Annotated in this window: 12 protein-coding genes, 2 pseudogenes and 2 riboswitches; of the genes and pseudogenes, 7 read left to right on the plus strand and 7 right to left on the minus strand. The window is 36.5% G+C overall.

Annotated features, from left to right (window positions below):
- Positions 1-167 (minus strand): annotated as a pseudogene (locus tag V7127_RS23950) (Rdx family protein); the annotation flags it as partial.
- 202 nt (positions 168-369) lie between these two features.
- On the opposite strand from V7127_RS23950, the gene selD reads away from it, so the two are divergent.
- Both selD and V7127_RS23960 read left to right on the plus strand, forming a co-directional pair.
- Positions 370-1,419 (plus strand): selenide, water dikinase SelD, encoded by a 1,050-nt coding sequence (selD, locus tag V7127_RS23955; protein ID WP_335490540.1) that lies wholly within the window; start codon positions 370-372, stop codon positions 1,417-1,419.
- Between the two features lie 47 nt (positions 1,420-1,466).
- The gene (locus tag V7127_RS23960) at positions 1,467-2,204 is read left to right on the plus strand and encodes an arylamine N-acetyltransferase family protein (RefSeq protein WP_335490543.1); all 738 of its coding nucleotides are present in this window, start codon (positions 1,467-1,469) and stop codon (positions 2,202-2,204) included.
- A 242-nt stretch (positions 2,205-2,446) separates the two neighbouring features.
- On the opposite strand, the gene glyA is transcribed toward V7127_RS23960, so the two are convergent.
- From glyA to V7127_RS23980, 4 genes are all read right to left on the minus strand, one after another.
- A complete protein-coding gene (glyA, locus tag V7127_RS23965; RefSeq protein ID WP_335490546.1) occupies positions 2,447-3,697 on the minus strand; it encodes a serine hydroxymethyltransferase in 1,251 nt (416 codons plus the stop codon).
- 194 nt (positions 3,698-3,891) lie between these two features.
- Positions 3,892-3,983, minus strand: a riboswitch (glycine riboswitch).
- A riboswitch (glycine riboswitch) is annotated at positions 3,984-4,085 on the minus strand.
- A 138-nt stretch (positions 4,086-4,223) separates the two neighbouring features.
- A complete protein-coding gene (locus V7127_RS23970) occupies positions 4,224-5,597 on the minus strand; it encodes an amino acid permease (RefSeq protein WP_335490548.1) in 1,374 nt (457 codons plus the stop codon).
- Between the two features lie 667 nt (positions 5,598-6,264).
- Entirely contained in the window at positions 6,265-7,203 is a 939-nt protein-coding gene (locus tag V7127_RS23975; RefSeq protein ID WP_335354631.1) for an L-threonine 3-dehydrogenase, read from the minus strand.
- Between the two features lie 79 nt (positions 7,204-7,282).
- Positions 7,283-8,473 (minus strand): glycine C-acetyltransferase, encoded by a 1,191-nt coding sequence (locus tag V7127_RS23980; RefSeq protein ID WP_335347388.1) that lies wholly within the window; start codon positions 8,471-8,473, stop codon positions 7,283-7,285.
- A 594-nt stretch (positions 8,474-9,067) separates the two neighbouring features.
- Here V7127_RS23980 and V7127_RS23985 point away from each other — a divergent pair.
- Positions 9,068-10,552 (plus strand): catalase, encoded by a 1,485-nt coding sequence (locus V7127_RS23985; protein WP_335490550.1) that lies wholly within the window; start codon positions 9,068-9,070, stop codon positions 10,550-10,552.
- An 80-nt stretch (positions 10,553-10,632) separates the two neighbouring features.
- Here V7127_RS23985 and V7127_RS23990 read toward each other — a convergent pair whose 3' ends face one another.
- A complete protein-coding gene (locus V7127_RS23990) occupies positions 10,633-10,791 on the minus strand; it encodes a hypothetical protein (RefSeq protein WP_335490552.1) in 159 nt (52 codons plus the stop codon).
- Positions 10,792-11,037: 246 nt separating this feature from the next.
- On the opposite strand from V7127_RS23990, the gene V7127_RS23995 reads away from it, so the two are divergent.
- The 4 genes from V7127_RS23995 to V7127_RS24010 all read left to right on the plus strand — a co-directional run bounded on the left by V7127_RS23995 (position 11,038) and on the right by V7127_RS24010 (position 15,450).
- Entirely contained in the window at positions 11,038-12,594 is a 1,557-nt protein-coding gene (locus tag V7127_RS23995) for an ABC-F family ATP-binding cassette domain-containing protein (RefSeq protein ID WP_335490554.1), read from the plus strand.
- Positions 12,595-12,855: 261 nt separating this feature from the next.
- Positions 12,856-13,707 carry a DegV family protein gene (locus V7127_RS24000; RefSeq protein WP_335346016.1) on the plus strand — a complete coding sequence of 284 codons (852 nt, stop codon included), beginning with the start codon at positions 12,856-12,858 and terminating at the stop codon, positions 13,705-13,707.
- A gap of 585 nt (positions 13,708-14,292) precedes the next feature.
- Positions 14,293-15,090, plus strand: coding sequence for an HAD family hydrolase (locus V7127_RS24005; protein WP_335490556.1), 798 nt, complete (start codon positions 14,293-14,295; stop codon positions 15,088-15,090).
- Positions 15,091-15,111: 21 nt separating this feature from the next.
- Positions 15,112-15,450 (plus strand): DsbA family oxidoreductase, encoded by a 339-nt coding sequence (locus V7127_RS24010; RefSeq protein WP_335490558.1) that lies wholly within the window; start codon positions 15,112-15,114, stop codon positions 15,448-15,450.
- A gap of 1,312 nt (positions 15,451-16,762) precedes the next feature.
- Here the strand turns inward: V7127_RS24010 and V7127_RS24020 are convergent.
- Positions 16,763-17,089, minus strand: a pseudogene (locus V7127_RS24020) (hypothetical protein); the annotation flags it as partial.

Raw genomic sequence — 17,089 nt, forward strand, 5'->3', positions numbered from 1 at the left:
TCTATAAGATCATTTGTTTTTGGAAATAATCCAATTTCATCTTTTGAGTAGATCTTTTCTCCGTTTACAATCACTTCAAATACTCCGCCTTTGCTAGGTATGAGCTCTAACTTTTCGATATCATGACGGAAATGTGTTAGTAATTCTTCTGCGGCACGCGCAGCTTTAGGTGCATAATTTCACATCATGCAAAATTCAATAATGATTTTTAATTTATTCAAACTTCGGCCTCCTTAAAAAATATTTTTTTAATATTCATATTTTATATATGCCCCATTTTATTATAATCACGTTTCTTCCGCAAACAATCAGTATTAATTTTGTGATTTTATTGTTAAATAAAGGTATACTGAGTGTGGAGGTGGCAAAATGAGCGAGCATGAAAAAATTCGGTTGACTTCCTTGTCAACAAAAGCCGGCTGAGGCTGCAAAATTGGTCCAGAGGACTTGACGCAAGTTTTGCGTCTATTACCAAAGCAAGAACGAGTACCTGAGCTGCTTGTCGGCCATGAAACATCAGATGATGCTGGTGTATATCAATTAACCGATTCCATAGCTTTAATTCAAACAGTTGATTATTTCACTCCAATTGTTGATGATCCATACATGTTTGGTCAAATTGCCGCCGCAAATGCATTAAGTGATGTATATGCGATGGGCGGTCAGCCAAAAACAGTGCTTAATATTGTTGGCTATCCTGTAAAAAAACTTGGACCAGATATGCTGGCTGAGATTTTAAGAGGTGCAGCCGATAAAGTGAATGAGGCTGGGGCCATTACGGTTGGCGGGCATTCTGTTGATGATCAGGAACCTAAATTTGGGTTGTCTGTCACAGGGATTGTTCATCCAGAACGTTTCTGGAAAAATGTCGGTGCAAAACCAGGGGATTCCCTTGTTTTAACAAAACCAATTGGTGTTGGGATTTTGACGACTGGGATCAAAAGGGGTGCTGTTACAGAGGATCAAGAACGAGCGGTTACCGATACAATGGCCTTGTTAAATAAAACGGCTGCAGAAATTTTGACTGCCTTTGAACCCCATGCTGTAACAGACGTAACCGGGTTCGGATTACTTGGACATGGAAGTGAAATGTCTCGTGGAAGTGATGTAAGCTTTGAAGTTTATTTCGATAAGGTTCCGCTTTTAGACGGTACATACAAGCTTGCTGAACAAGGAATCGTCCCAGGGGGCTCTAAAGCGAACCATAAATGGCTTATTGAGGATGTACAATACGATAATATCTCCTTTGAAAACCAATTAATATTATGTGACGCGATTACTTCTGGAGGGTTGCTTGTTTCAATGCCGGAAAATCAGGCGACCGACTATATATCAAAATTACATGAAGCTGGATTGCCATATGCGTCCATTATTGGCAAGGTAGTTTCTAAAAAGGATAAATTAATTTACGTCAAATAATAATTGCTTCCCTTTTACTCAAAAATCATTTTTAAAGGATGGTTTTCATGGAAGTTCGAGAATATTTAAAGAGATTGGTTGTTGAGAAAAGTTCTCCAACGCGTGACTACCTATCATTATTGCAAAAGAATCACATGGAAAAGATCCCTTTTGAAAATCTCGATGTTACAAGAAAGATTAATATTGAATTAGATATATACCGAATTTACAATAAAGTAATTGGCCTGCATCGCGGCGGTTATTGCTATGAACTAAATGGTCTTTTCCAGCAATTATTAACCGAGCTCGGCTTTAAGTCTCATTTAATTGCTTGTACGGTCAATAAGTCAACCGGATGGGCAAAACCAGATACCCATGCCGCAATCATTGTTCAGCTCGATAAGCCCTATCTTGTTGATGTTGGATTCGGTGACTCTGTCAGACAGCCTGTACCATTAACTGGTGAAGAACGTACTGATGTGAGTGGGACTTATAGGGTCAATAAAACAGCTGATACGATTTACGATCTCCAAAGATATGAAGAGCAGGAGTGGAAAATATTATATCGGTTTTCTGACTTACCAAAACAAATCGGTGAGTTCACTGAAGGCTTACTTTACAATCAAACATCCCCTGATTCATCATTTACACATGGAGATATTGTAACTATCGCAACAAAGACCGGCAGAATTACGTTAAATGGTTTAACAGTTACTGAAACTAAAAACAGGCAGAAAAATAAGTGGGATTTAACTGAAAAAGAAAAAAATCAGTTTTTAAAAGAAGTATTTCTAATTACGATTTAATATAATTTTTTTCATAACTTGAGGTAAAACAGTATCATATTACCTCTTCTAAAATGGAAGGTAGACCTACAGCATACAGATACCTATAAATTATAGTTTAAGCAGCTTATGACATAAAAATCGCTACGAAACCAATAAAAAATGACTATCAAATTAGTAAACAATTGATAGTCATTTTTTTTATTGTTTGTGATTGGTAACAGAACCCGATAGCGGCTTAGCCCATCTTAACATGGTCATACTTACACAAGCACTGGTTTTTGAAAAAGTGGATACCTGACACAAATCGTTTTTGTTTGTTCTTTTGCTTTTTCTAAAACAGCTGGATCCCCTTTACTCTTTAAAACAGATGCGATAATTTTCGCAATTTCAACCATTTCTTCTTTTTTCATTCCGCGTGTCGTTAAAGCAGGTGTACCCATGCGGATTCCGCTTGTAACAAACGGACTTTGCGGATCGTATGGGATTGTGTTTTTGTTGACAGTGATGCCTGCTTCTTCAAGCAGCTTTTCCGCCTCTTTGCCTGTTAAATCCCAAGGGCGAACATCTAGTAATACGATATGATTATCAGTTCCTCCAGAAACGAGGGCTGCTCCTTCTTTCACTAACTCTTGACCAAGCGTTTTTGCATTTTCGATGACTTGTTTAGCATACTCTTTAAAACTTTGCTGCAATGCTTCATTAAATGCAACAGCCTTCGCAGCAATAATATGCATTTGTGGGCCGCCTTGAATTCCAGGGAACACGGCTTTATTAATAGCTTTAATTATATCTTCATCATTCGTCAAAATAATACCGCCACGTGGACCTCTTAATGTTTTATGCGTTGTGCTAGTCACGACATCTGCAAACGGAATAGGTGAAGGATGTAGACCTGCAGCAACAAGTCCTGCAATATGCGCCATATCAACCATCAATTTTGCGCCAACTTTATCGGCAATTTCTCTAAATCGGGCAAAATCAATTATTCTTGTATATGCGCTTCCGCCAGCAATAATTAATTTTGGCTGTTCTTTTTCAGCAATTGCTTCAAGTTCATCATAATCGATCAGGTGATTATCTTCTCTTACTCCATAAGACACAACCTCAAACCATTTTCCTGACATGTTTACCGGACTTCCATGGGTTAGATGCCCACCGTGTGATAAATTCATTCCCATAATTTTATCGCCTGGCTGAAGCAAGGCAAAAAATACAGCTGTATTCGCTTGGGCACCTGAGTGAGCTTGGACATTTGCAAATTTAGCGCCAAATAATTTAGTTAAACGTTCAATAGCAACATTTTCAACAACATCTACATTTTCGCATCCACCGTAATAACGCTTACCTGGGTACCCTTCTGCATATTTATTAGTCAATACGCTCCCCATGGCTTCTAATACATCATCGCTTACAAAATTTTCTGATGCAATTAACTCTAATGCATGATGCTGGCGGTGACTTTCCTTCTCGATCGCTTCAAAAATGGTTGAATCATTTTCCCGTAAACTCATATCTATTCCTCCTTGATTTTCAATTCTGACTTTCCCTAGCTGTTTTAAAAATTATAAATTTGCAATTTTGGGAATTTAAAAATCGTTTGTTCAGCTACATTTATTCTTTTCCAAGACAAAGGCAGGTAGACAATACGCTTTGCTGTCATTTTTTGAACACAAAAAAGGACAGAAAAGGGTATTGATGCGCTCTTTCCCCCTTCTCTGTCCTTTTACCTGAGAGTTTAACTCTTTATAAGAGTCTTCCCCTTTGGTGGCGTTTAATTAAACGCGCTCTCCAGAGTAACGTCCAGTTGTAGTTCTTCTACCTGAGAGATTAGTTCCAAGGGTATTTTTGGAACTTGCTCCTTCGGTGGTATTGACGACTACACTCTCCCACAACTATCATCCGTACTATATTTAATTTTTGTAATTATTAGAATAAGAGTTTTATCATAATATGTCAATATTTTTCTGGAAAAACTTTATTAATTTAGAAAGTGTTGATCACCATGCTAATCGGAATTTTATCCATTGCATCTAAATTTTACGCTACATTTCCTTTATTCTCATGATTTGCCTTTGATTGCCGAATCTTATAAATCACAACCAGAATAATAAACCAAACAGGAGTTACAAACAAGGCAACACGAGTATCTTCCGCTAGTGCAAGTACTACAAGAACGAACGCTAGGAAAGCAAGAATCAAGTAATTGGAAAATGGATAAAGCGGTAATTTAAATTTATTCACTTTCGCTAAATCTGGCCTTGTTTTACGGTATTTCAAATGGCTGATAACCGTAATTCCCCAAATGAAGATGAAACATACGGTAGAAACACTTGTAATCAGTGTAAATACTCCCTCTGGCATTACATAGTTTAAAACAACAGAAATGAGTATGACGCCAGTTGAAAAGATCAATGCATTGGAAGGTACTTTACGGGAATCAAGTTTTGTAAATGGAACAGGTGCATTATTATCTTTTCCAAGAGAGTATAGCATCCGGCTTGTACTAAAAACGGCGCTATTACCTGCAGAAGCTGCGGATGTAAGAACGACAAAGTTGACGATACCAGCAGCTGCTGTGATACCTAGTCCTACGAAAACTTGAACGAACGGACTTTCCATTGGGTTGATCGAGTTCCACGGATATACACTCATAATAACAATCAGTGCACCAATGTAAAAAATAATAATCCGAATAGGAATACTATTAATTGCTTTTGGGATTACTTTTTCTGGATCTTTCGTTTCACCTGCTGTCAGTCCTACAAGCTCAATACCAACAAACGCAAACACGACCATCTGGAATGAGAGAATAAAGCCATTTAAGCCATTCGGGAACATTCCGCCGTGACTCCATAAATTCGTGAGACTAGCTGTGCCTGCATTCGAGGTAAAGCCAGTAATAATCATAAAAATTCCAACGACAATTAGTGCTAGAATCGCGATAATTTTAATTAATGCGAACCAAAATTCCAATTCGCCAAAAAGTTTTACAGTTGCCAGGTTCATAACGAGCAACACGACAAGCGCAATTAAAGCTGGCATCCACTGTGGTACACTAGGGAACCAATACTGAAAGTAAAGACCAACTGCTGTTAAGTCAGCCATTGCAATTGAAATCCAGCAAAACCAGTAGGTCCATCCGGTGATAAATGCTGCCATATTCCCTAAATAATCTTGAACAAAGTCAACAAAAGAATGATATTTCAGATTACTTAAGAGCAACTCTCCAAGTGAGCGCATGATTAAAAAGCAAACTATGCCTGTAATCATATAAGCAAATAAAATTGAAGGCCCTGTTAAATGAATAGATTTTCCTGCTCCAAGAAATAATCCAGTTCCGATCGCCCCGCCAATGGCGATTAGTTGGACATGCCTGTTCTTTAGACCTCTCTCCAATTGTTGTTCATGCATAGATTTCTCACTCCCTGTTTTTCGAGGTGGGTACAATTGTTTACTAAACTAATAACGCGATTAAAGTATTGCACAATTTTTCCATATTTGACTAAGATCAAAGGTCCAGATGTTTACCAGGTATCCAAACAACAGAGTCATCTAGAATAAAGGAAGAAGTCATCTTTTGTAGAGAATTATTGAAGTAGTTTTAGGAACTCAGTATACATTTGTAAGCGCATACAAAAAGTTACAATTATTAATATTAATGTTATTTATTTTAGAGTAGATTACTTCTTACCTAGGTGAACAACTGCCTATTTACTTAATCGAGTTGATATCAGCATTAGCTGATTGCATCGCCACCTCTATTATAGATAGCTATTTTTCCATAATAATGAACTAAGAAAAAATAGGCACTTTCCTATTTCTATATAATAAAAATATAAATGCATAGAATAATAATGTCAATTGAATTTTCTTAATATATTTTAATTTTTAAGCTATTCAAATAGATTAATCATTTTAATCAATAGATAAATNNGAATAATATTATAATAAAAAATATTCTGAATCTAATTTAGAATAGTATTCAAATTAATATTATGATTATGCACTTCAATTTAACCTTTCCTAACATATAAAAAAAAGGCAGCTTTATTTGCTGCCTTTTGGTTTGCAATTTAAATTATTTACGTAGCTTTTCTAACATATCTGCTGTCATTTTTGAAAGATCATATTCTGCCTTAAAGCCCCACTCTTCTATTGCAGCTGTGGCATCAAGCGAATTTGGCCAGCTGTCCGCAATCTTTTGACGAACAGGATCCACCTGATAATCCATCGTAAACTCTGGTATGGACTTTCTAATTTCTGCAGCGATTTGTTCCGGTTCAAAGCTCATTGCTGTCACATTAAATGAATTTCGATGATTTAATTTTGAAGCATCTGCCTCCATCAGGTCTACAATTGCATTTAATGCATCAGGCATATACATCATATCCATATAGGTTCCTTCCGCAATATAGGAAGTATAGTGTTTATTTTTGATTGCTTCATAGTAAATTTCAACAGCGTAATCGGTTGTACCGCCTCCAGGAGGGGTCACATGTGAGATTAATCCTGGAAATCTCAAACCTCTTGTATCAACGCCAAATTTATAATAGTAATAATCTGCAAGTAATTCTCCCGCCACTTTATTTACACCGTACATAGTCGTAGGACGCTGAATGGTGTCTTGAGGGGTGTTATCCTTTGGTGTAGATGGACCAAAGGCACCGATTGAGCTAGGAGTGAAAAATTTGCAATTTAACTCACGCGCTGTTTCTAAAGCATTCATGAGCCCGCCCATATTTAAATTCCAAGCGAATACCGGATTTTTTTCAGCGGTAGCCGAAAGTAAGGCAGCCATATGAATAATAGTATCCACTTGATACTTCTTAGCCATTTCAATCATCGTTTTCGTGTCTGTTACATCTACAACTTCAAAAGGACCAGAAAGTGCAGCCTCTGAATCATTTTTTCTTATATCTGTGGCAATTACATTGTCTGCTCCATAAATATCTCTAAGTTTCAACGTTAACTCAGATCCAATTTGACCTAAAGCCCCTGTAATAAAAACCTTTTTCATTTAATAACCAAACCTTCCTCTGTGAAAATTCTCGTCTCCATTGCCATTCTTCAAAAATGTTGAATGAGGGGCAAATTAATTAAATTACACCCATTTCTTTCCCTACTTGTTCATATATTGCAATAGCCTGATCAAGCATTTCCTTCGTATGTGCTGCTGTTGGCATATTTCTAACCCTTCCAGTGCCCTGCGGAACAGTCGGGAACACGATTGACTTCGCATAAACGCCCGCCTCGTTCAACTTTCTGCTGAACTCTTGTGTCTTTACTTCATCGCCAATAATACAAGGCGTGATCGGAGTTTCACTATCACCAATATCAAAGCCTAAGTTCTTTAAGCCAGTTTTTAAATAATTAGCATTCTTCCAAAGCTTCTCATTCAATTCAGTACTTTCCATTAATATTTCAATTGCCTTTATACTTGCAGCCACATCTGCCGGAGTTAACGATGTAGAGAATAAGAATGGTCTGCTTCTTACTTTTAACCAATCTATTAGCTCTTGTTTTCCGGCAACGTATCCGCCAACAACACCAATTGCTTTTGAGAGAGTACCGATTTGAAAATCAATTTTATCAGAAAGCCCGAAATGCTTGACAGTTCCTGCACCATCACCTAAAACTCCTGATCCGTGAGCATCATCTACATAAGTAATCAGGTCGAATTCTTCTGCGATTTTCACAATTTCAGGAAGCTTGGCGATATCTCCATCCATTGAGAAAACGCCATCTGTAATGACCATGATTTTATTGTATAAGCCAGATTCCTTCGCCTCTTTTGCTTTTGCTCTTAAATCTTCCATGTCAGAATGGTTAAAACGGATGATCTTTGCTCTTGATAACCGGCAGCCATCAATGATAGAAGCATGATTCAATTCATCGGAAAGAATTGCGTCATTTTTGTCCATAACAGCTGAGATAGCAGCCATATTACAATTGAAGCCAGATTGATACGCAATAGCAGCCTCTGTATGTTTAAATTCAGCTAGTTTTTCTTCTAGCTTTACATGCAGGGCCAATGTTCCGTTAATCGTCCGAACAGCTCCCGCTCCAACCCCGTATTTATTAATTGCTTTTGTAGCGGCTTCCTTTAATCGCTCATCAGTAGCTAACCCTAAATAGTTATTGGAAGATAGATTTATCAGCTCTCTGCCATTAATCTTAATAATTGGTCCGTTTGGACTTTCTAACGGATCGATAACATTATACAGTCCCTTACCTCTTAACTCTTCTAGGTTTTCCTTTAAAAAAGCATCTAATGTTTTGCTTGACATAATCAAGGCCCCCTTACGTATTCAGTTCCTGTTTGTCGCTTTCCTAAAAACAAATGTCTCTCCCAAAAAGACAGTTGTTTTTACAAAAAAGCTAGATATATAAAGGAATATTAAGTAATACTTTATCACAATTTATTTATTTGTATATATCTAAAGGACAGTTTTTGCATCTAAATTTTATATTAGTACAACCCCTATTTAAAAATAGTTTGTCCAATTTTCTAAAAAGAGTTCCTACATACGCTTGATGAATATACTGCTGATCTTTTCAAAGGTACGATTCGAGACAATCTGCGATCTTGAAAACACAATGTTTTTTTAAGTCTCTAGTTTTAAAAAAGAAGTTCTTTTGTCCAAGTTTGAAAATATAGATATATTAATGTTGCTATTAAGTGCCTGTTTCTTTTAATACTTGCTACTTTATTTTAACACTGCCTTCATAACTACTATTCACTGTTATTATGTTAATTACCTTTATAACATTTATCAATTTAAATTAATTATAATTTGATATTGATTTCCCTTTGATAAATGTTATCATTGAGTGAGAAAGTAAAATATTAAATTAATAAAAATGCTAGGAGGTAATTTTTCGTGAATAATGAAAATCAAAAGAAATTGACTACTGCGGCAGGCGCCCCTGTTGTTGATAATCAGAACTCGATGACTGCAGGTCCAAGAGGCCCGATCCTATTGCAGGATGTTTGGTTACTAGAAAAGCTAGCTCATTTTGACAGAGAAGTGATTCCTGAAAGACGAATGCATGCAAAAGGATCTGGTGCCTATGGGACGTTTACTGTCACCCATGATATTACAAAATATACAAAGGCTAAAATATTCTCTGAAATTGGTAAACAAACAGATATGTTTGTACGTTTCTCTACAGTTGCTGGTGAGCGTGGTGCAGCAGATGCTGAACGGGATATTCGTGGATTTTCGATGAGATTTTATACGGAAGAAGGAAACTGGGATCTCGTTGGAAATAATACACCCGTGTTCTTCTTCAGAGACCCGATGCAATTCCCTGATTTGAACCATGCTGTTAAGCGTGACCCCCGCACGAATATGCGAAACGCTAACAACAACTGGGACTTCTGGACTTCCCTTCCTGAAGCATTGCACCAAGTGACCATCGTCATGAGTGACCGCGGAATTCCGAAGTCGTACCGTACGATGCATGGATTCGGAAGCCATACATTTAGTATGATCAATGATCAAAATGAACGAGTATGGGTGAAATTCCACATGCGTTCACAACAAGGCATTGAAAACATCACTGACGAAGAGGCAGAACTACTTGTTGGAAAAGATCGTGAAAGCCATCAAAGAGATCTTTATGAAAATATCGAAAATGGCAACTTCCCAAAATGGAAAATGTACATCCAAGTGATGACAGAGGAACAAGCAAAAAATCATCCTGATAACCCATTTGACTTAACTAAAGTATGGTATAAGAAGGACTACCCTCTCATCGAGGTTGGAGAATGGGTGCTCAATCGGAATCCAGAAAACTATTTCGCTGAAGTAGAACAGGCTGCCTTTACACCAGCTAATGTCGTACCAGGTATTAGCTTCTCACCTGATAGAATGCTGCAAGGCAGATTATTCTCTTACGGAGATGCTCAGCGCTATCGTTTAGGTGTTAACCACCATCAAATTCCTGTTAATCAGCCAAAGTGCCCTTTCCACAGCTACCATCGTGATGGAGCAATGAGAGTGGACGGCAACAAAGGCAGCACCATTCACTATGAACCAAACAGTTATGGTGAATGGAAAGAACAACCTAAGTATAAAGAACCGTACCTTGCTCTCCAAGGGGATGCCGGTCAGTGGGATTTTAGAGAAGATGATGACAACTACTTTGAACAGCCTGGCCGTCTCTTCAACTTAATGAGCAAAGAACAACAGCAAGTATTGTTTGAAAATACAGCTCGTAATATGAATGGTGTTGAAAGACATATTCAGATTCGCCATATTAAACATTGCTATCAAGCGGATCCTGCTTACGGTGAAGGTGTCGCAAATGCGATTGGTATCCCATTGAATGAAATCGAAGTTGAAGTAAAGGAAGAAAGATAATTTTCTAGTCAAAAGCAAAATGATAAAAAAGCACACCGATTATTTACTAAATTTGGTGTGCTTTTTGCTTGCCTGTTTTTTTACTCTTCCATAAAAACTCTCGCGTAATACAAACTTTCTTCGTCTAATTCACCATTTTCTATTGCTTCTTCTAAAGAATTCTTTTGCTCTTCACTGACAACCTGAAAACTTCCTGAGACATTTGGAACCTGTTTATTATTCTCCTTTTTTATGATCATTCATCCCCTTTCATTAAATTACTTATAATGTGGTTTTTTCTTTTGAAAATATTCAAATAAAAAAATTCCCCTCTTTTCTGAATAAATGGTTTGTTCAAAGTTCATCTGAATTTTTGTCAATCAAATTTCTTTTCCCTTTATATCCAATCATTTTCCACCTTCTTAGCAGCTAAAAATGCTAGTTTTATAAGAAAAAATCTTGTATTATGTAAAAATGGATTACTTTCGATGAAGTGGTGATTAATAATGAGTTTATTAAATGTTGAAAAATTAAGTCACACATTTGGTGACAGAACACTTTTTAAAGATGTCTCCTTTCGATTACTTGCAGAAGATCATGTAGGTTTAGTTGGTGCAAACGGGGTTGGGAAATCGACCTTGATGAATATTATTACTAAACAATTAATTCATGATTCAGGTCGTGTTGAATGGACTCCTAATGTTCATTATGGATACCTTGATCAGCATACAGTTTTGACACCAGGAAAAACAATGCGGGATGTCCTAAAGGATGCTTTTCTTCCGCTTTTTGAACAAGAAAAGGCTCTGAATGAAGTGACTTCAAAAATGGCGGAGGCAACACCTGAAGAACTTGAAGCATTATTAGAAGAAATGGGAGAAATTCAGGATCGTCTTGATGCAGGCGGATTTTATTCCCTTGATATTAAAATTGAGGAAGCAGCACGCGGGCTTGGGTTAGATGCCATCGGACTGGATCGGGACGTTTCCGCACTAAGTGGTGGCCAACGTACAAAAGTTTTATTGGCAAAGCTCCTTTTAGAACAGCCACAAGTCCTATTGCTTGATGAGCCGACCAACTATTTGGACGTTGAGCATATTCGCTGGCTGACGAATTATTTGAAAGAGTATCCGTATGCTTTCATGCTCATTTCCCATGATACAGAATTCATGAACCAAGTATCAAACACCATTTTCCATCTGGAATTCTCGAAGCTGACCCGTTATACAGCCAGCTATGATAAATTCCTAGAATTAGCGGAAATCAATAAAAACCAGCATATTAATGCATATGAGAAACAGCAGGAATTCATTAAGAAACAAGAGGATTTCATTTCGAAAAATAAAGCGCGATATTCAACGACAGGCAGAGCAAAGAGCCGACAAAAGCAGCTTGATCGCATGGAAAGAATTGATCGCCCTGAAACAGCAATGAAACCAACTTTTGATTTCAAAGAATCCCGCGGAAGCAGCCGTTATGTTTTTGATGGGCAGGATTTTGAGATTGGTTATACACATGCTTTATTACCAAAAATGTCAATCACGATTGAACGCGGTGAAAAGATAGCGATTGTCGGCTGTAACGGTGTCGGTAAATCTACACTTTTGAAGACAATGCTTGGAAAGATAAAGCCAATAAGTGGTAAAGTGGAGCGTGGAGACTTCCTCTTCCCTTCTTATTTCGAACAGGAAGTAAAAGCTGGAAACATCACTCCGATTGATGATGTTTGGAGTGAGTTCCCATCCATGGATCAGCATCAAGTACGTGCTGCTCTCGCTCGATGCGGCTTGAAGAATGAGCATATTTCTCGTCCTTTAAATCAATTAAGCGGCGGCGAGCAAGCAAAAGTTCGCTTATGCAAGCTCCTTATGAATGAAAGCAACTGGCTTCTATTCGATGAGCCTACAAACCATCTGGATGTTGTTGCAAAGGAAGAATTAAAACGAGCATTAAAATCATATAAAGGTACAATCGTGCTAGTTTGCCACGAACCTGATTTCTATGAAGACTGGGTAACGAAGGTTTGGGACGTAGAGGAATGGTCCCAACAGCTCCAATCGTAATAAATCCCATTCATAACCCCTGATTTTTCAGGGGTTTTTTGCTTAAATGTGAGCAAAAAATGAATTTTATCATTGAGTCTTTTAAACGCTTACATTTAGTGTATAATAAAACAGGCCCGGCAAATAAGATCAATAGTTTAGTATGTATTATTTTTTCAATATAGATATTTTACAATCATTTTTTTAAAAGGATCCGATGTGTTTCAATATATTGGCATTGCCTTTCAGCGGGTAAATTTTTGATAAAGGACAAATGAATTTATGACAACCAAAAAGATAGCCTGGATTACTGACAGCACGGCATTTATTACAGATGAGCTGCGGAATCATCCTGATGTTTATGTCGTCCCGCTCTCCATTACTTTTGGCGATGAAACATTTGAGGATGGGATAGATTTAAATACAAATCAACTATATTCCCGTATTCGTTCATCGAAAGAAATACCAAAAACCTCACAGCCTTCAGCTGGGAGATTTGCGGAGCTTTTTGAACAATTAAAAGGTAAATATGACTCAGCTATAGCCGTTCATATTTCTGGAAAATTAAGTGGAACCATTAATAGCTGTCTATCAGGTGCTGCGCTTGCCGGTTTTCCGGTTGATACAGTCGATTCTAAATCGATGTCCTATGCTATTACGACTTTAATATATAAAGGCATGAATCTTTTAAATGACGGCATGCCTGCTAAAAATATCGCAGAAATTCTTCAGAAAGAAGCAGCCAAATCTGAAAATTATATTTTGCTAGGAAGTCTTGATCAATTTTATAAAGGCGGACGAATGTCAGGTACTTCCTATTTACTCGGCAGTCTTCTAAAAATCAAACCTATTATCCGAATAAACACAAATGGTGAATTTGGACTTTTCGACAAGGTTCGATCTGAAAAGAAAGCAATTAAACGTATGCTAGATCTGCTTGGTGAATCCTATAAGAAGCATTCAATATTACAAGTACAAATTCTTCATGGAAATGTGCTGGATAAAGCAAATAAACTCGCTTCAGAAATAAAAGCACACTTCCCTAATCTCGATATTTTCATCGGAGAAATAAGCTCCACGATCGCTGCTCATGCTGGAGAAGGAACACTTGCAACCATTTGGCATAATGAATAAAAAGAAAAATGTGTCGGATTTTTCATAGTTGTTCAGTATTTGTAGAGAAACATTGAAAATAACATACAAATTAACAGACCATTCGCATACAGGATTGGTCTTTTTTTATACATATTTTACTTTTGGCATGTAAAATTGCTGAACCATAGGCAAATGAAATAACCATTAATTTCTTGATATTTCATTCTGAACTTAGCGGACATCAGTTCCTTTTATTGTGACAAAATGAGTTAATTCCTTATATTTGGGGTCAGAGGATCCCTATTTTGAAAAAAGCAGTGATTTCATTGAGTTTTTCGTAATTAGAGTACTTGGTGTCCCCGCTTAGCTCTTAAAATAGGGTCATTTAATAAATATAACGGATTCAATATCCTCTTAAGATTAAAAACTATATATCTTCCAATTTAACCAAGGAAAATCATCCAGTTAACCATGGTTATTCCCTACTTTCCACATACAAACCCTCTTTTCTTGCAAAGTAACGTCCACTGCTCACCACTCTTCACTAAATCTATACATTGAATTTACTTGGCTTTAATATTCAGATAATACAATTGGTTTATCAACGAATGAGGAGGCAGATAAATGAATGTGCGTGCAATATTTATTGATATGGATGGTACACTATTAAAGGCCTCAAACTCCATTTCCAGCCGAAATAAAGAAGCCATTTATAAGCTAATTAATCAGGGAGTCAAAGTTTTTCTAGCCACTGGTCGACACTATGACATAACTGCTCCCTACCATAAGGAAATTGGATTACAAACTCCGATGATCTGTTTGAATGGTGCCGCTATTCACGATGCAGAGACAGGTAGAATGATTCAAATGAAGACCGTCCGATTAAACGAAGAACGTTTCCACAATTTGACCGCTGAAAGTCCTTGTAATGTTATCATCCATACAGCAAATGGGATTTATTATAAGGAATCAAATAAAGAAGTCGATTATTGGGCAAAAGTTGGGCAAATCCCGCCACTGTATATTGGTGACTTAAGACAAGTAAATTATCAAGATGTTCTTAAATACAGTGTTCGAACAGGTGCACCATGTCCGGAATTATCCGCATTGTTTAAAAAAGAAGCAGAAGTCATCGATTGGAATGACGGATTTGAGCTAGTTGCTCCAAATGTTTCCAAATGGTCTGCCATTAAAAGCTTACTTACTGAATTTCGAATGAGTCCAAGTGAAGTCGTAGCCATTGGAGACGGACCCAATGATATAGAGATGCTTCGTCATGCAGGTACTGGTGTGGCCATGGGGAACGCTTGCGAAAAGGTTAAAGCTGCAGCTGATTTTATTACAGGACACCATGAAAATGACGGATTAGCTGAGTTCATCGAACGGAATCTTCTTATAACATCTAAATCCTATGCGATTTAGAGTTTTTTTTGACTTTTTGTAATGGAAACATGCGAAAATAAATTCCTTCCAAACAATGAACAATTAATTGGATTAGCAATAGAAGTTGGACTTAATGAAGAGAAAGTGAAGTCCATTCTTGAAGATGAAAATGCTTATTTAGCAGATGTTCAAAATGACATCAAAGATGCAAGAAGCATGCAAATAAGTGGTGTTCCATTCTTTGTAATGAACAATAAATACTCTGTTTCAGGTGCTCAACCAAAAGAGGTATTTAAAGAAGCATTAGAAAAAATTGCAGAAGAAGGCATTAAACCTACTTTGAAAACATTTGGCTCTACCGATGGTGGTGTTTGTGGTCCTGACGGCTGTTCGATATAGCTCAACTATTCTCTAAATGAAATTTTAAAAAACTACGCAAACAATCTGTACACCTATTCACATGGTATTCAGATTGTTTGCGTAGATTCCAGACGTGGTGTTCTCCAAAACTGTTAACGTTGAAAATAGCCCTAATGAAAAACTGGCCTTATCCTTATTCAGGGAATACGACATTTTGTTAAAGATTATTATTGTAGTAAAGCACCTTTTATTTTAAGAACAACTCAAAATTAAATTGTTATTGACCCTACCCATTGGCTTGTATTTGAAGCCACTTGAAATGTATTATTATCTATCCACGCTAGTTTCCCTAAAAACCTTCTGTAAACGATTTCACTGGGAGCTCCTTCCACGAGTACAGTTTCTTTTACTAATAAACCTTGTTTAGAATACATTTTAACAATTAATCTAAATGAAGTATTTATATAAAACACCAATAACAAATGCTATATGATTTTGGATAGGATAGTATTTTAATTCTCAATGAATGCGAATCCATCTTACAAAAACCTGGCCTAATTAAGTTCAATTCTACCTACATCTTAACATAAATATCGTTTGCTTTAAGTAAAGTCATTCCTCCAAATGGCCCTATTTAACATGCTGAATGTCTTTGTACTGGAAGGCAATAATCCCTTGTACGAAAAATAGCCTTATTTAAAGGAAGTTTGCTTAGTGTATGTTTTTATAAAAAATTAGAAAAATAATAATATCCATAAACATAAATGAAAACATATTTAATCTTTTAAAGAAAAGAAACTATCTTTGTCGGTAAAGGAGAGGACATTATGAAAAATGTTTCTGACATTATCCATATAGGTGAATTAATAGCTGTTTCANNTCGAATGATAACATTATTAGAAAATGGTTTAATGGAAGTATTTGAAAATAAAGAAGCTTTTTTGGAAAAATACGGAGAGAAGGAAACTTTTCACGAATTAGATTGGTGTGAGTTAAATAATGGGAAAATCTTCACTAAACCAAAATAGGATGCGAGTGGAGTTAAATGCACCATTAAGAAGGAGCTTAATTGTGCCCGATCATGGCATATTGAAAATACGAATTAAATGATTTCTCTCGTACTTCAAGAAAGTTTCTTTATTATTTCAACTATTAGATCGATTAAAAAAATAGTATGCAAGAACAGTAGAAACAATTTCCACCATTTCATATGGTTCTCTCCGCTAAAATATTGAAATGAAATATTCACTTCAGAAATTAATCGTTCATTCTTCATTCTTCATTCTATTTATTCTACCAATAAGAGAAAATGTCCTTGTTAATGTTATTAGTAAAATAGAAATTACCCTTCTTATCTACTTTCATATGACTTAATGCTGCACTTTAGTCCAAGAGGTTTGTGTTTCAAATAGTCATCGTGAGTACTCATACTTTCCCAATACTGTTTCATTAAATTTTCTTTTGAAGGTATACCTTCTATAAAGTACCCTTTGCCCCCATCATATTTATCTTCAATATAAGCAAATAAATCGCTTGATATATCGAGGTTGAAAACCAAAATCTTTTCACTATGAACTATATCGATACTTTCTTTTAAATATTCTCGTAATTCTTGCTCACTTTTGGTTTCATCCATTCCAATTCTAATTTCTTCTTCCGCTAGTCGAGTAGAAGGGAA

The sequence above is a fragment of the Bacillus sp. JJ1773 genome (assembly GCF_036962035.1).
GTDB lineage: Bacteria > Bacillota > Bacilli > Bacillales > Cytobacillaceae > Cytobacillus.

Excerpts from the sequence above, each read along its gene's own strand:
- V7127_RS23960 (WP_335490543.1), top strand. The coding sequence starts at position 1,467 with ATGGAAGTTCGAGAATATTTAAAGAGATTGGTTGTTGAGAAAAGTTCT.
- glyA (WP_335490546.1), bottom strand. The coding sequence starts at position 3,697 with ATGAGTTTACGGGAAAATGATTCAACCATTTTTGAAGCGATCGAGAAG.
- V7127_RS23970 (WP_335490548.1), bottom strand. The coding sequence starts at position 5,597 with ATGCATGAACAACAATTGGAGAGAGGTCTAAAGAACAGGCATGTCCAA.
- V7127_RS23975 (WP_335354631.1), bottom strand. The coding sequence starts at position 7,203 with ATGAAAAAGGTTTTTATTACAGGGGCTTTAGGTCAAATTGGATCTGAG.
- V7127_RS23980 (WP_335347388.1), bottom strand. The coding sequence starts at position 8,473 with ATGTCAAGCAAAACATTAGATGCTTTTTTAAAGGAAAACCTAGAAGAG.
- V7127_RS23990 (WP_335490552.1), bottom strand. The coding sequence starts at position 10,791 with ATGATCATAAAAAAGGAGAATAATAAACAGGTTCCAAATGTCTCAGGA.
- V7127_RS23995 (WP_335490554.1), top strand. The coding sequence starts at position 11,038 with ATGAGTTTATTAAATGTTGAAAAATTAAGTCACACATTTGGTGACAGA.
- V7127_RS24000 (WP_335346016.1), top strand. The coding sequence starts at position 12,856 with ATGACAACCAAAAAGATAGCCTGGATTACTGACAGCACGGCATTTATT.
- V7127_RS24005 (WP_335490556.1), top strand. The coding sequence starts at position 14,293 with ATGAATGTGCGTGCAATATTTATTGATATGGATGGTACACTATTAAAG.
- V7127_RS24010 (WP_335490558.1), top strand. The coding sequence starts at position 15,112 with ATGGAAACATGCGAAAATAAATTCCTTCCAAACAATGAACAATTAATT.